Genomic DNA, 13,897 nt, shown 5'->3' with positions numbered 1-13,897 from the left:
ATTAAAAATATATTTTGAAAGTGGTGCCTTTATTTAATGTGCTGTCAACTTCAATTTTACCACCCATAAATTCAACCTGATTTTTTGTAATAAAAAGACCAATACCTTTTGCATCTGCATTCCCGTGAAAAGTTTTATACATACCAAATAGCTTGTCTCCATTTCGGGCTAAATCTATACCAATTCCATTATCTGCAATTTCCAGTACAAATTTATTATTATGGAAGTAAGTGTTTAAGGTAATATGTGGTTGCCTCCCGGGGCTGGCATATTTTACGGCATTAGACAAAAAGTTATAAATAATACTTTCAAGATATGCCGGGTTATAATTAATGGTGGTATTTTCTGGAATCAGATTATGTATAACCGCATCCTTTTGTTCTATCTGCGGGCTGATTAATTCTATAGCTTTATTTACATAAGTATGTATATCCAGGTTTTCAAAGATGAGATTGGTATTATTGTGAATGGATACCACTTCATTCAGGTTGTGCAAGGTGTCATCTAATGCATGCGAGACACTGCTGAGGTGTTTTATCATTTCTTTTTTCTCTTCCTCCCGTCCCGGCTCCTGCAGATAACTTACAATAGATTTGATATTGCTGGCGTGTGAACGCAGGTTGTGAGAAACTATATAAGAAAAATTCAATAATCTTTTATTTTGCTCTGTTACCATGTTAAGGGATTTGTTCAGCTCCATTTCTGTAAACTTTATTTCGCTGATGTCTACAAAGCCCGACATAATCATTTTCTCCCCTTTCCAGGTAATAATTTCTGAAGATAATAAACAAGGTGATGAAAGCCCATTTGAACGGGTTAGTTCAATCTCTCTGTTCTTGATAAATCCTTTTGTATTTAAGGTCTCTATAATATCCTCTCTTTGCTCGGGGTTGGTATAAAAGTCTTTGGTTAATTTACCAATAAGCTGATTTGGCGTTGAAAGTGCAATTTTGGCTAATGCCTCATTTACCATTACCACCAGCCCATCGCTATACCTGGAAATAAGTAAGGCTACAGGTGATGATTTGAAAATGTTTTGCAGTAATTGCTCGTTTTCCTGTAAAACTATTTCTGCTTTTTTTCTTTCATTTATTTTGGTGGCTGTATGCACCACGCCGGTAATTTCCTTAAACTGGTTGTATACTGGTAAAAAGGTGATAGCCCACCATAAATAATTATTTTCATGACGTATGCGGCATTCAAAACGCATTTCCTCACCCGCCAATGCTTTTTTTACATTTGTCTCAAAAACCGGTATATATTCTTTTTCCAGATAGTTTAAGATAGAATCACCCGTTTTTATGATTTTGTCAGGATTATGCCATAAAAATTCATTGGTTACTTTATTAAAATCCTGAATGTGCAAATGCTTATCTAACAAAAAAACAGCGTCTGAAGTGCCGTTTTGGTAAACATTTAATTTATAGGCAGATGTGTTAACAATCTTTCTTAATTGTAATAATTTTTGAACCTGATTAGCCAGGGTGCGTAAATAAAAAATCTGTTTATCGCTTAATGTTCTTGGTTTAGAATCCAATACGCATAAAGTACCTAAAATAAAGCCATCATCTGTAACAATTGGTGTGCCTGCATAGAAACGAATATTAGGTTCATTTGCTACAAATGGGTTATCAATAAACCTTTCATCTTTTAAAGTATCGGCTACAATAAATGTTTCACTGCTGTGTAAAGCATGAGCGCAAAAAGATATATCGCGGTGGGTTTCTGTAATATTTATTCCGGTTTTAGCTTTAAACCATTGCCTTTCTTTATCTACAAAAGTAATTAATGAATAAGGTGTATCGCATAAACTAGAGGCCATTACAGTGAGGTCGTCAAAATCCTGCTCTGCAGGCGTATCAATAATATTTAAGCGGTATAATGCTTCAATACGTTCAGACTCATTGTAAGGCAAAGGGCTTGCTCTCATGTATCAGCTATATTTTAATTTTATTGGTAAAAATAAAAGGCTGGATATCGGATTCGGTATTTTTTTAATCAGAGAGTTGAATAAACATTTTTAAAGATAAAAGAATTGAAAGAATATAACGCTCTAAAATATAAATATTTTAGCCATAATATACATTTTTATTACAATTGGCCCGGCAGTAGTTACCTAAATCTGCTTTTCTTGCGTCGCACACTTGTACTACATAATGCATGGCAGCTAGTATTACATAAATAAATAATTTGTAGGTTTCGCAAATGCGGGAATTTTATTTACCAATGTATTTGGCTGAGCAGCATGCAGAACCCTGCAGTGTGCGACGCAAGTATAGCTACATAGATAACCTTAAGCCGGGCTCAAAAAAAAAATTAACGGGGGTCATTGTAACCATCATCGCCCTTTAGCCTGAAACTTAGGGTAAGGAAAAAATTGAAATAGCTGTCATTATTACTACTGCTCGCTTTTTCAATATCTGGCTTTACTTTCCATGGGGTAAGGGAGCGGGAATATAATTGTTTGGCCAATATAGCATTTTCGGGTGTTAAATGCAGGTCGAATAAACTGGGGTCAATATAGGTTGTACTCACATCGTCAATATAATCGGTAGTGGTTAATCTAAAGGTAAAGCCGGTAGAAATAGCGGTTTGATTGTTTACATAATATTTTACCCCCACACTTGCCGGAATATACATGCTGGTTAATTTATAAGGCAGCCTGTCTGGATATTCCGGAAAGCCCTGCCCTTCCAAACTTAGGGGTTGTAAATCTATCCAGCTGCCATTTAATTGTGTTTGCGGTTTATAATGCATAATGCCAATGCCAACACCAACAAATGGTACAAGACTTCTAAGCTCGAATTTTTTTTCAAAATACATGGTTGGATAAAAAACAGCACCAATATAGCCCTCGGCAATTGGCGACCTGAAGCTGAGATTTCTATAATAGCGCCAGCGTTCCTGATCTCCTGTATTATTAATTAAACTATCGGCACCGTTTACCTGGGTAAAATTAAAGCCAGCTTCAACGGCAGCCCATTTGGTTAAGTGTAAAGTTGCAGATGCCCCAAATAAAGGGCGAACAGTTTTAGGGTTAAAGTCTTTTACAAAAGAGCCACCAACACCTTTGTTGCCGCCAATATCGCCTAAAAAGCTGCTGGCACCGGCGCTAACATTAATTTCTGCAAGCCCGGTAATATCCGATAAGCCATCATAATTCCATTTCTGGGCAAAAGAAGGCATCGCTAATACAAGCAGGCTGCAAAAAAATATTATGGGTATTGTTTTTTTATGGGTCATCATCAAAATAATGGATGTATTCAATTTTTCTGGTTAGGTGCAAAATACTTAAATATTCTGTTCCCGCGCATGGTAAAGCATTTCTATATGTGGAATATTGTCCTCCAAATACATGTCGCTACATTGCCTAAAGCCCAGAGAATCATAGAATTGCGTTAAATATTGTTGTGCTCCTATACGAATGCTTTTTTCACCATAATTTAATATGCAAAGTTCAATTGCCTTGGTCATTAACTGCCTGCCCAGCCCATTTTTGCGGTATTTGGGCGATGTTACTACCCTGCCAATACTCATTTCTGTATAAGAAACGCCGGGAGGTACCAGCCTAACATAAGCTGCCAGGTTGCCATCTACCCAGCCACAAAGATGATCGCATTTCAGGTCTTTATAATCAGCATCCTGATAAGGGCAGTTTTGCTCTACCACAAAAACCTCGCAGCGTAAATGCATAATTTCATATAATTCTGTAACGCTAAGCGCATTAAAAGGGGTGCATGTCCAATGTATCATACTGCTAATTTTTATTGTCCCGGCAAATTGCCGTTATTGGGCTTTACTTGCGTCGCACACTTGTACAGCATCGCCATATTGGGCAAATGATAAACGCCAATAAAGGCTGCAAATTATATACTGGGCATCAAATAGGCCCCAATAAAATTGTATCAGTTACTTTTGCGCCATTATTAATCAACAGAATTGTAAGCGGGTTGCCATATGCGTAAACTAAGTATGGATGAGTTGGGCCGTAAAACGGTACAGGAATTTAAGCAAGCTGCCAAAACACCTGTGGTGGCTGTGCTGGATAATATACGCAGCATGCACAATGTAGGTAGCGTATTTAGAACCGCCGATGCTTTTTTGCTGGAAGCCATTTGTTTATGTGGCTATACGCCTCAACCACCACACCGGGATATACATAAAACGGCGCTTGGCGCTACCGAATCGGTTGACTGGTTGTATTTTACCCATACAATAGAAGCTGTACAGCAATTACAGCAAAAAGGGTATAAGGTATATGCAGTAGAACAGGCCGTGGGGAGTATTTCATTAGAAAGCTTTCATTTGCAACAAGATCAACCCATTGCTGTTGTATTTGGAAACGAAGTAGAAGGGGTAGATAGCGAAGTATTGAAAATTTGCGATGGCTGTATTGAAATACCTCAATTGGGAATGAAACATTCGCTAAATATTTCGGTAGCAGCGGGAATCATATTCTGGAAACTGGCCGAGCCCAGGATTATTGCTGGAGTTTAATTTTGGGTTTACTGTATAAAATGAACAAGTATTATGAGTAAAATTAAAGATTACCTGAGTTTAGTAAAGTTTAGCCATACCATTTTTGCCATGCCTTTTGCTATGATTGGATTTTTTTTAGGAGTTATGCAAACCAATTTTTTTGTAAAGGATCAGGCTGTTTCTCCGGTGCCCGGACTTCATTTTAATACAGAGCTGATTACTATTACTACCAACCAATTTATTATTAAGTTTTTACTGGTACTTATTTGTATGGTAACGGCCCGTAGTGCCGCCATGGCATTTAACCGTTATTTAGACAGAAGCTTTGATGCAAAAAACCCACGCACCGCCATACGCGAAATACCTAAAGGTATTATTGCTCCCGGTAGTGCTTTAAGGTTTGTAATATTGAACTGCGTATTATTTATAACAGCAACTTTTTTTATCAATAGCATCTGTTTTTACTTATCGCCGGTGGCTTTGTTTGTGGTGCTGTTTTACAGTTATACCAAGCGCTTTACACCGTTGTGTCACCTGGTGCTTGGGTTGGGTTTATCGTTAGCGCCCATTGGTGCCTACCTGGCAATAACCGGGCAGTTTGATGTATTGCCCGTGCTTTTTTCACTGGCGGTTATTTTTTGGGTAAGTGGGTTTGACATTATTTATGCCCTTCAGGATGTGGAGTTTGACCAATCGCAACAACTCTATTCTATACCCGCAGTATTGGGTAAGTCGGGCGGTTTGCGGGTGTCAAAGGTCTTGCATTTGTTAAGTGCGGTTTGTGTAATAGCCGCCGGTGTATATGGTGGTTTTCACTGGTTATATTGGGTGGGTATTGCTGTATTTACAGGTATGTTGTTTTATCAGCATTCCTTGGTAAAGCCCAATGATCTTAGCAAGGTAAATATTGCATTTATGACGGCGAATGGTATTGCCAGCGTGGTATTTGGGGTTTTGGTAATTGCTGATTTACTGGTTTTATAAATGCTGCATGTGGTTATATTGTACAAGAGTGCGACGCAAGCGGTGTTGAAATATGTTTGAATGCAGGGCTCAAAAAATTAAAATACTTTTTCTGATTATAAAGCGCATATGGCAAGAATTTTATGTATTGATTATGGAGCAAAAAGAACCGGTTTGGCGGTTACAGACCCTATGCAAATTATTGCCAGCGGCTTAACCGCTGTTGATACAAAAGACCTGATGCCTTTTTTAAAAAAGTATGTATTGCAGGAAACTGTAGAACTGATTTTAATTGGCGACCCCAGAAACCTGGATGATTCTGCTACACATGCTACTCCATTAGTGCACCAGTTTATAAAGAAGTTAGTAAAAGAATTTCCGGGTATACCGGTAGAAACGGTTGATGAGCGATATACCTCTAAAATGGCAAAAGAGGCGATGTTGCAAATGGGAATGAAAAAGAAGGAAAGGCAAAATAAAAAGAATGTGGATGAGATTGCCGCAACCATTATGTTGCAGGAGTATTTGGTGCAGCATCAATAGTCTTTTACTAAACCTGTGTATTTAAAGCCTAATAAATTAACTTCGCCATTATTTTAATCACAAAACATTTTCCTGGCTGCGGGAAAACCCAGATATAGCAATGATTTTACCAATAGTAGCTTACGGAGCGGAAATTTTAAGAAAAGTGTGTTCGGATATTACTCCTGATTATCCTAACCTGGATAAGTTGCTGGCAGATATGTGGGAAACCATGTACTCGAGCAATGGGGTTGGTTTGGCGGCGCCTCAGATAAACAAGGATATCCGTTTGTTTATTTTAGATAGTGCGCAAATTTTTGAAGGCCAGGACGAGGATGAAAAAGGCGAATACCCTGATGAGCCGGGTATTAAAGGGGTTTTTATTAATGCTCATATTACCGGCTTTACAGGTAATGAGTGGAGTTATAATGAAGGCTGCCTGAGTATTCCTAAAATAAGGGAAGATGTTATGCGCCCCCTAAAAGTTACACTGGAGTACCTGGATGAAAATTTTGTACCTCATACCGATACTTTTACAGGCATTACTGCACGTATTATACAGCACGAATACGACCATATAGAAGGTAAATTGTTTATAGATTACCTTAAACCCCTTAAAAAGAAAATGCTGAAAGGCAAGCTTACCGATATAAGTAAGGGCAAAATTAAAGTGGATTATAAAATGGTTTTTCCCAAATGATAAAATGGTTATTGGTAGTTGGGTGGCTAGTCTTATTTGGTGTTGCCAACGCCCAGGATACTGCCATTATTTTTGAGAACCAACAAATTATTTTGCCGGAAGCCATTGTGCACAATAACCTGGATTACTTATCAATTCTTAAACGAATAAAAAACGATACCAGTTTTTATAAAGCTTTTCGCAACCTGCACATCATAAATTATACCGCTTATAATGATATAAGCATTTTAAATAAAGCTGGCGGCATACAGGCCAGCTGGAGTAGCAAAACCCGCCAGTTGCGTGATAGCGGCTGTCGCACCATGAAAATAGTAAACGAAACTACTACCGGAGATTTTTTTGATAAAAAAGGGGATTACAATTATTTAACCGGCGAAATGTATGCATCCATATTTTTAACCAAGGGCAAAATATGTGGCGAAAACAATATTGTAACCGGACGTGCCTTTAACACCAGTGGCAAAAGCGGTATTCAAAAACATAAAGAGCAATTGAAAATGCTTTTTTTTAATCCCGGAAAAAAAATACCTGGTATTCCCTTTATTGGTGATAAGCTGGATTTGTATGATGACAGGGCACATAAATTATATGATTACCGGCTAACATTTATAGATTATAAGGGCAGTTTTGCTTATGTGTTTTCTATAAAACCCAAGACCGATTTGGGTTTGTTTAGCAAAGATGATATTGTGGTAGATGAGATGACCACCTGGTTTGATTATAAAACCCTGGAGGTACTTGCCCGCAATTATGTGTTAAGTTATAATGCCGGGGCTTATAATTTTCACGTAAATATGGAGGCTGAAATGACGCGGGTAGGAAATTTGCTGGTACCCCAGGTATTGCGTTATAAAGGAGATTTTGGCGTGCTGTTTAAGAAAAAGGAGCGGGGTGCATTTACTGCCACGCTGTTCGATTTTAAGCCCTAAGCACTGACAATCTAACTTATAGCACAATTATTTATATTGAATTGTATCTCTGCCACGGGATACTTTTTAACTGGCTAGTTTAATTCTATGGATTGAAATACAGGCATTTATGTATAGCAGTAGAAAACATCTTCCCCTCTTGGCAATTGTTGCTAAAAATTAAGCTGCTAGTTGCATAAAATACCAGAAATAAACTTACCTTCGCCGCCCAAATCCCACAAAAGGGGGATGGATTAACAACATTTTTAAATAAAAAACAGGGAAAATGAACAATTACGAATTGATGGTGATTTTTACCCCTGTGCTTTCTGAAGAGGATTTCAAAGCCGCTCAGAAAAAGTACACCGATTTTGTAACTGAAAACGGTGGATCTATTGTGCACAGCAAACCTTGGGGATTAAAATCACTGGCGTACCCTATCCAGAAGAAAACTACAGGTATCTACTGGGTATTAGAGTACAGTGCGCCATCCAGCTTCAATGAGAAGTTACAGATCCAGATTTTACGTGACGAGCAAATTATGCGTCACATGGCTACCAGACTCGATAAATACGCCGTCGAGTATAACAGCAGAAAAAGAAATGGCGAACCTACCGGTAACCAAAAATCAGTGGAGGCTTAAATCATGGCAAAAGCAAACGAAATTAAATACCTCACTGCCATTAAGCAGGAGAAGCCAAAAAAGAAATTTTGCCGCTTTAAAAAGTACGGCATTAAATACATCGACTATAAAGATGTTGAGTTTTTAAAGAAGTTTATTAACGAGCAAGGTAAAATTTTACCACGCCGTTTAAGCGGTAACTCTTTAAAATATCAGCGTAAAGTGTCTGATGCTATTAAAAAAGCACGTCAAATGAGTTTGTTACCGTTCGTAACAGATTTATTGAAATAAACATTATTAGTACACCATTCCCTAATCCCGAAGGCATTCGGGAGACAGTATACTTACTGGGCTCTTGGGAACTAAAACAAACATTATGCAAGTAATATTAATTCAGGATGTAGATAACCTGGGCGGCAAAAACGAACTGGTTACTGTTAAAAACGGTTATGCCCGTAACTATTTAATACCTCAAAAATTTGCTATTGAAGCTAATCCTTCAAACCTTAAGCAATTACAAGAGCATTTAAAAGTAAAGGCTAAGAAAGAAGCAGCTATGCTGGCCGAGATTAACAAAGTTATTGCTGTACTTAAAGAAGGTGCTGTAAAAATTGGTGCTAAAACCGGTACTACAGGCAAAATCTTTGGTAGCGTAACTTCTTTACAAATTTCACGTGCTATCCGCGACCAGAAAGGTTACGAAATAGACCGTAAACGCATCACCATTTTAGATGATGTTAAAGAATTGGGTACATATAAAGCTTCTATCGATTTTGGCAGCGGTCATAATACCGAGCTGGAATTTGAAGTAGTAAGCGAATAATAGTATACTTATTGTAAAAGCCCGTTGATACTATCAACGGGCTTTTTTTATGATCATGCCTGATGCAAATAAATCCAGGAAAGCCATTTTATTAGCCCGACTAATTAACGTATCAGCGGCTTTACTTGCGTCGCACACTTATACTGCGGTAATGCGCATCAGCAGTTTTATTGTTTTGGTTATAGAAGGCAATGGATTTATTAATTAAAATAGGTAAATATACATACCTGATATAGGCCGCCACAAAGGAGGAACCCTGAACCGAGCGTGGCAAGTAAAGCCCAATAGCATTACTTCTGGCTGGCCCACAAAAAACAACAGAAACATTTACCGTATTTGTTATTTCTAAACCCTTTATCAATATAAATGGCGTTGCATATATTAATCTCTTATCTTCCACAACTGAACAAATTACATACTATGAGAAAAAATATGCATGCATTGCTATTGGTAATGGTTTTACCAGCCACTATGCTCTTTGCTCAAAAAAAATCAGATGCAGTTGTTGTAAAACCGGCTACCGATTCGGTTAAGGCAGCACCCAAAAAAGCTCCATCGGTAGAAGATAAAACCAAAAGCTCTAAAAAGCTGGATGGTTTTTTTACTTTATATCAGGATACAGCTACCGGTAGTGTACAGCTGTATATTAAAAAAGATCAGCTGCAAAAGGAATTTATTTACCAAAGTTTCTCCATCAATGGGCCTACTTCCCTTTTCTTAAACCAAAGCATGCATAGGGTTACCCTGGTATTGCAGGTTAAAAAAGCCTTTGATAAACTGGAGTTTTCTATTGTAAATACCGATTTTTATTATGATAAAAACAACCCGGTAAGCAAAACTGCGAATGTAGATAAACCCGAAGCAGTTTTTTATGCGGATAAAATTCAGGTAGAAGATTCTACCGGCTATCTGGTAAATGGCGATGGCTTGTTTATCAGCGATAAATTAGACCCCGTAAAACCGGTGATGGCACCTAGTCAGTTTTCGGCCTTTATATTTAACCTGGGTGGTTTAAACCCCGGTAAATCAAAATATGCCGAAATACGCTCTTTCCCGGATAATACAGACGTGGTAGTAGATTTAGCCTATGATAACCCAAATGCATTGGCATCTGGTGGTTTGGATATAACAGACCCCCGTTATGTAAGGGTGCGCATGCAGCATAGTTTTATTGCCATGCCTAAAAACGATTTCCGTGCCCGCAGAGACGACCCACGTGTGGGTTATTTTATGCAACAACGCAACGATCAAACCAGTATTAGTCCGGTACCTTATAAAGACATGATTAACCGTTGGAACCTGGTTAAAAAAGACCCTTCAGCGGCTTTAAGCGAACCAGTAGAACCAATTGTATATTGGGTAGAAAACACCACCCCTTACGAATACCGCCAAACGATTATTGATGCGGGTTTAAAATGGAATGCCGCCTTTGAAAAAGCCGGCTTTAAGAATGCTATTGAAATGCGCATTATGCCCGATACCGCCACATGGGATCCGGCCGATATACGCTATAATGTTATTCGCTGGGTAGCATCTGCACAACCTAGCTATGGTGCGATAGGCCCTAGCTTTGTTAATCCACGTACTGGTCAGATATTAGGCGCCGACATAACAGTAGAATGGTTTAGCGGCAGTGCCACGCCTATTTTTGATGAATTATATAACGGTACTACCGCCAGTGGCTTTGCCAAAAAAGAAGACAATAACAAAATGCAATTACCCTCCATTGTAAATAATGATGCTTACGACAATTGCACATTAGCCAATGAGTTAAGAGCACAATATGTTACCGGATTAACTTTTTTACAGGTTGCCAATGCCCCCGAAGCAGAAATTAAAGAAATGCATAAAGAGTTTCTTACTTATTTAATTATGCACGAAATGGGGCACACCCTCGGACTTAACCATAACATGAAAGCCAGCCAAATGCTTTCTCCTGCAGAAGTGAATAATCTGGAAATAACCCGCAAAATAGGTACTATGGGTTCCGTTATGGATTATCCGGCCATTAATGTATCGTTAGACCGCAGTAAACAAGGCGACTACTATACTACTTTGGCTGGTCCTTACGATTTATGGGCCATAGAATACGGATATACCCCTTTTACTGCAGATGAAGAAGAAGCTAAGCTTACTGGCATTCTTTCCCGTAGCAACGATCCTAAACTGGCATTTGGTAACGATGCTGATGATATGCGTGCACCAGGTAAAGGAATGGACCCTCGTGTAAACGTTAACGATTTTACCAATGATGCAGTAGCCTATGCTGAAGACCGCTTTAAACTGGTTAACAGCTTAATGGGTAAACTGGTAAGTAAATACACCAAAACCGGCCATTCTTATGTTGAAATAAGGGCACGTTATGGCACCCTTAATGGCCAGCGTTTAAGTATGGTGAATGCAGTTAGCCGTTATATTGGTGGAGTAAATGTAGACAGGAGTTTCCCTGAGCAAAATTCTACAACTAAGCCATATATGCCGGTACCACTTGCACAACAGAAAAAAGCAATGGATGTATTGGCCAAATACATTTTTGCACCCAATGCATTTGATACAGATGCGCAGGTATTACCTTATATGCAATGGCAGCGCCGTGGTTATAACCAACCCGCTACCGGAGAGGATTATAAAATTACTGCTGCTATTTTAAATATTCAGGTGGCGCCATTAATGCATTTGCTGCACCCGGCAACCTTACAGCGTATTACCAATACCCGTTTATATGGTAATCAATATAGCGTGGCCGATGTGATGAATGATCTTACCAAAGCCATTTTTGATGCTGATATTACCGGCAACGTAAATGTATACAGACAATACCTGCAAACTACTTTTGTAGATGGTGCGGCTTCTATATTAACGGATAATTCGTACGACGATATCGCTAAAGCTGCCGCCAGAAATACACTTAAAAAACTAAAAGCTAAACTTGCAACAGCCGTTGCTACCAATGAAGAAACCAAAGCGCACAGGGCCAATCTAATCTATATGATAGATGAAGCTACTACCGTAAAATAAAAAGCATACTACTATAAAGTACAGCGGGGCTCAAAAGGCCCCGCTTTTTTTTGTAACAACATTTTTATGTTCCCGGCTTAAGAATAGCTATTGGGCTTTACTTGCGTCGCACACTTGTACAAATACAGCAGCAGAATGCAGCTAATAATTACAATTACCCGTTAAATAATTTATGCCGTTTTATAGCTTTCCCCAACCTTAATTGCCGTGCATGATAAATGGTGGGCACGTCGTTGGTCCAGGTCTTAAGTGTAAGAATGATGGCTATAATTTCCAGCCTGGTTACTAACCCAAACCAAAAACATATTTCAAAGAAAATTGCCGATTGACAATGCCAAACAATTTCAATAAATGTGGCGCATAAAACCAATGTCCACAACTTGGCACCAATAGAATGGGTGGCAATTTCTTTTTTAAATTTTATAAAACAAACAATATAGGTTAATCCTTCAAAACCCAGTAATATGGCTATTTGCAGCGCATGTGCTTTAAAAAAATCAGGGCATTGCAAATAGGTAGCTACGGCTACTGCCATAAAAAAAACCTGATCTGCGGTTGAATCTAACCGCCTTAGTTGTTGGGTGGAAATTTGTAAACGTCTTGCAATAATGCCGTCAAAAATATCAGACAATACGCCAATGATAATTATGCTGATGGCAATAATATTATAGTGAGTAACTTTTAACGCACTACACAAAATCATTAGAGGCCCAAGTACCAGCCTTGTATAAATAAGTAATAGTGGTAATTGTTTCATATTTCTTGTGCCTGCCATGCTTAAAAATAAAGAAAGAGTATAGCAATGGTGAAAGCTACCATTTTTTATGGGGAATATCATCTGCATTTTGCTGACAGAAAATCTCTGCTGATCATAAAATGAAGGGCGCTAAATCATGCCGGCCATTTTGGCTATTTGTACAAGTGCGGTAGAATCTCTTGCACCAATTTTTTCAATCATATTGCTGCGGTGGTGACCAACTGTAGTTGCGCTTATAAATAGTTGCTCCGCTATTTCCTTAGTATCATAATCATCTGCAATTAACTGTAGTATTTGCTTTTCACGTGTGCTAAGCAGGTCTTTATGTGTGTATTCGTTATTTTGAGAATGCAACACATGCACAAACTCACTATTGGCTCCATGCGAAACTCTAACCCAATAATAGGGAAAATCTTTCTTAAGTAAATGGGCAACATTCTGTACATAATTAAACGTAAAAGAAAAATTACGTTTTTCATCATAATGCAAAGGCAGACCTTTTGAAAACAGGCAAATTGGTTTGTCGTTTAGTAAGCGGTACCTTATACCACAATGAAAAATTTGTAAATTAATACGTTGTTCAAATGGAATGGCTGTAAGTGTTTCTGTAAACCATTTTACAGAGTCAGTGGTGAATGAACTGTATTGCTTTTCCAGCAATCCCAGTAACTGCCTCATCCTTTCCTGCTGAGGTACTTCGGGCAGGTTGCCCCAAAACTCTTTTGCACCCACTTCCAACACCGGGCAATAAGTATGGTGGTTAAAAATGCCTATTACCGTATCATTACCGCTAACGCCTTGCAGCAATAATTCTGCCTCGCGTTTAAAACTTTCCATCTCACCAATGTCGTCATTCTCAAAATAGTTTTCAGATAGGGCTACAATACGCCTGTATAACACATCTGCATTTTGCAAACGCTCTATCGTGTTTTTAATTTGGGGATTATTCATAAAGTTGGGCGGCGGATAAAATAGCGATTTTCGCTATTAATAGTCTATTTCTACAAATATACCTTTAGCCTTTAGAAAGCGCTATTAAAAATAGATTGATCATAAAATGGTGATTTTCGCTATTGCATTGCCGGTATCATAAAAATACTTTTGT

Annotated in this window: 15 protein-coding genes; 9 read left to right on the top strand and 6 right to left on the bottom strand. The window is 38.4% G+C overall.

Annotation, left to right across the window (positions count from 1 at the left end; all coding sequences use genetic code 11):
* Position 1: 1 nt before the first annotated feature.
* The 3 genes from GD597_RS14425 to GD597_RS14415 form a co-directional block, all read right to left on the bottom strand.
* Positions 2-1,930 carry an ATP-binding protein gene (locus GD597_RS14425; RefSeq protein WP_171608589.1) on the bottom strand — a complete coding sequence of 643 codons (1,929 nt, stop codon included), beginning with the start codon at positions 1,928-1,930 and terminating at the stop codon, positions 2-4.
* A gap of 386 nt (positions 1,931-2,316) precedes the next feature.
* The gene (locus GD597_RS14420) at positions 2,317-3,267 is read right to left on the bottom strand and encodes a hypothetical protein (RefSeq protein ID WP_171608588.1); all 951 of its coding nucleotides are present in this window, start codon (positions 3,265-3,267) and stop codon (positions 2,317-2,319) included.
* A gap of 24 nt (positions 3,268-3,291) precedes the next feature.
* The gene (locus tag GD597_RS14415; RefSeq protein ID WP_171608587.1) at positions 3,292-3,753 is read right to left on the bottom strand and encodes a GNAT family N-acetyltransferase; all 462 of its coding nucleotides are present in this window, start codon (positions 3,751-3,753) and stop codon (positions 3,292-3,294) included.
* Between the two features lie 204 nt (positions 3,754-3,957).
* Here GD597_RS14415 and GD597_RS14410 point away from each other — a divergent pair, with 204 nt between their 5' ends.
* The 8 genes from GD597_RS14410 to rplI all read left to right on the top strand — a co-directional run bounded on the left by GD597_RS14410 (position 3,958) and on the right by rplI (position 9,017).
* Entirely contained in the window at positions 3,958-4,497 is a 540-nt protein-coding gene (locus GD597_RS14410) for an RNA methyltransferase (protein WP_235954310.1), read from the top strand.
* A gap of 33 nt (positions 4,498-4,530) precedes the next feature.
* Positions 4,531-5,463 carry a UbiA-like polyprenyltransferase gene (locus GD597_RS14405; protein ID WP_171608586.1) on the top strand — a complete coding sequence of 311 codons (933 nt, stop codon included), beginning with the start codon at positions 4,531-4,533 and terminating at the stop codon, positions 5,461-5,463.
* Between the two features lie 108 nt (positions 5,464-5,571).
* On the top strand, positions 5,572-5,985 hold the full coding sequence (gene ruvX, locus GD597_RS14400; RefSeq protein ID WP_171608585.1) for a Holliday junction resolvase RuvX: 414 nt from the start codon (positions 5,572-5,574) through the stop codon (positions 5,983-5,985).
* A gap of 100 nt (positions 5,986-6,085) precedes the next feature.
* Entirely contained in the window at positions 6,086-6,664 is a 579-nt protein-coding gene (gene def, locus GD597_RS14395) for a peptide deformylase (RefSeq protein ID WP_171608583.1), read from the top strand.
* Positions 6,661-7,593: a hypothetical protein gene (locus GD597_RS14390; protein WP_171608582.1), complete on the top strand. Its 933-nt coding sequence runs from the start codon at positions 6,661-6,663 to the stop codon at positions 7,591-7,593. Before def ends, GD597_RS14390 begins: the two co-directional genes overlap by 4 nt.
* A gap of 265 nt (positions 7,594-7,858) precedes the next feature.
* Positions 7,859-8,215, top strand: coding sequence for a 30S ribosomal protein S6 (rpsF, locus tag GD597_RS21890; protein WP_216368591.1), 357 nt, complete (start codon positions 7,859-7,861; stop codon positions 8,213-8,215).
* Between the two features lie 3 nt (positions 8,216-8,218).
* A complete protein-coding gene (gene rpsR, locus GD597_RS21885; RefSeq protein ID WP_216368590.1) occupies positions 8,219-8,485 on the top strand; it encodes a 30S ribosomal protein S18 in 267 nt (88 codons plus the stop codon).
* A gap of 85 nt (positions 8,486-8,570) precedes the next feature.
* Positions 8,571-9,017: a 50S ribosomal protein L9 gene (gene rplI / locus GD597_RS14380; RefSeq protein ID WP_171608581.1), complete on the top strand. Its 447-nt coding sequence runs from the start codon at positions 8,571-8,573 to the stop codon at positions 9,015-9,017.
* 121 nt (positions 9,018-9,138) lie between these two features.
* Here rplI and GD597_RS14375 read toward each other — a convergent pair whose 3' ends face one another.
* Entirely contained in the window at positions 9,139-9,417 is a 279-nt protein-coding gene (locus GD597_RS14375; protein ID WP_171608580.1) for a hypothetical protein, read from the bottom strand.
* Positions 9,418-9,437: 20 nt separating this feature from the next.
* Between GD597_RS14375 and GD597_RS14370 the strand changes: the two genes are divergently transcribed.
* Positions 9,438-12,035, top strand: a complete 2,598-nt coding sequence (locus GD597_RS14370; protein ID WP_235954309.1) for a zinc-dependent metalloprotease — start codon at positions 9,438-9,440, stop codon at positions 12,033-12,035.
* Between the two features lie 154 nt (positions 12,036-12,189).
* On the opposite strand, the gene GD597_RS14365 is transcribed toward GD597_RS14370, so the two are convergent.
* Positions 12,190-12,810: a CDP-alcohol phosphatidyltransferase family protein gene (locus GD597_RS14365; protein ID WP_235954308.1), complete on the bottom strand. Its 621-nt coding sequence runs from the start codon at positions 12,808-12,810 to the stop codon at positions 12,190-12,192.
* Positions 12,811-12,921: 111 nt separating this feature from the next.
* Positions 12,922-13,743 carry a response regulator transcription factor gene (locus GD597_RS14360; RefSeq protein ID WP_171608579.1) on the bottom strand — a complete coding sequence of 274 codons (822 nt, stop codon included), beginning with the start codon at positions 13,741-13,743 and terminating at the stop codon, positions 12,922-12,924.
* Positions 13,744-13,897 lie beyond the last annotated feature (154 nt).

The sequence above is a fragment of the Limnovirga soli genome (assembly GCF_013106755.1).
GTDB classification, from domain to species: Bacteria; Bacteroidota; Bacteroidia; order Chitinophagales; family Chitinophagaceae; genus Limnovirga; species Limnovirga soli.
This window is presented reverse-complemented; position numbering and strand designations above follow the sequence as displayed.

What these genes read in the sequence shown, in the direction of transcription:
- GD597_RS14425 (WP_171608589.1), bottom strand. Translation starts at nt 1,930, where the DNA reads ATGAGAGCAAGCCCTTTGCCTTACAATGAGTCTGAACGTATTGAAGCA.
- GD597_RS14415 (WP_171608587.1), bottom strand. Translation starts at nt 3,753, where the DNA reads ATGATACATTGGACATGCACCCCTTTTAATGCGCTTAGCGTTACAGAA.
- GD597_RS14410 (WP_235954310.1), top strand. Translation starts at nt 3,958, where the DNA reads ATGCGTAAACTAAGTATGGATGAGTTGGGCCGTAAAACGGTACAGGAA.
- GD597_RS14405 (WP_171608586.1), top strand. Translation starts at nt 4,531, where the DNA reads ATGAGTAAAATTAAAGATTACCTGAGTTTAGTAAAGTTTAGCCATACC.
- ruvX (WP_171608585.1), top strand. Translation starts at nt 5,572, where the DNA reads ATGGCAAGAATTTTATGTATTGATTATGGAGCAAAAAGAACCGGTTTG.
- def (WP_171608583.1), top strand. Translation starts at nt 6,086, where the DNA reads ATGATTTTACCAATAGTAGCTTACGGAGCGGAAATTTTAAGAAAAGTG.
- GD597_RS14390 (WP_171608582.1), top strand. Translation starts at nt 6,661, where the DNA reads ATGATAAAATGGTTATTGGTAGTTGGGTGGCTAGTCTTATTTGGTGTT.
- rpsF (WP_216368591.1), top strand. Translation starts at nt 7,859, where the DNA reads ATGAACAATTACGAATTGATGGTGATTTTTACCCCTGTGCTTTCTGAA.
- rpsR (WP_216368590.1), top strand. Translation starts at nt 8,219, where the DNA reads ATGGCAAAAGCAAACGAAATTAAATACCTCACTGCCATTAAGCAGGAG.
- rplI (WP_171608581.1), top strand. Translation starts at nt 8,571, where the DNA reads ATGCAAGTAATATTAATTCAGGATGTAGATAACCTGGGCGGCAAAAAC.
- GD597_RS14370 (WP_235954309.1), top strand. Translation starts at nt 9,438, where the DNA reads ATGAGAAAAAATATGCATGCATTGCTATTGGTAATGGTTTTACCAGCC.
- GD597_RS14365 (WP_235954308.1), bottom strand. Translation starts at nt 12,810, where the DNA reads ATGGCAGGCACAAGAAATATGAAACAATTACCACTATTACTTATTTAT.
- GD597_RS14360 (WP_171608579.1), bottom strand. Translation starts at nt 13,743, where the DNA reads ATGAATAATCCCCAAATTAAAAACACGATAGAGCGTTTGCAAAATGCA.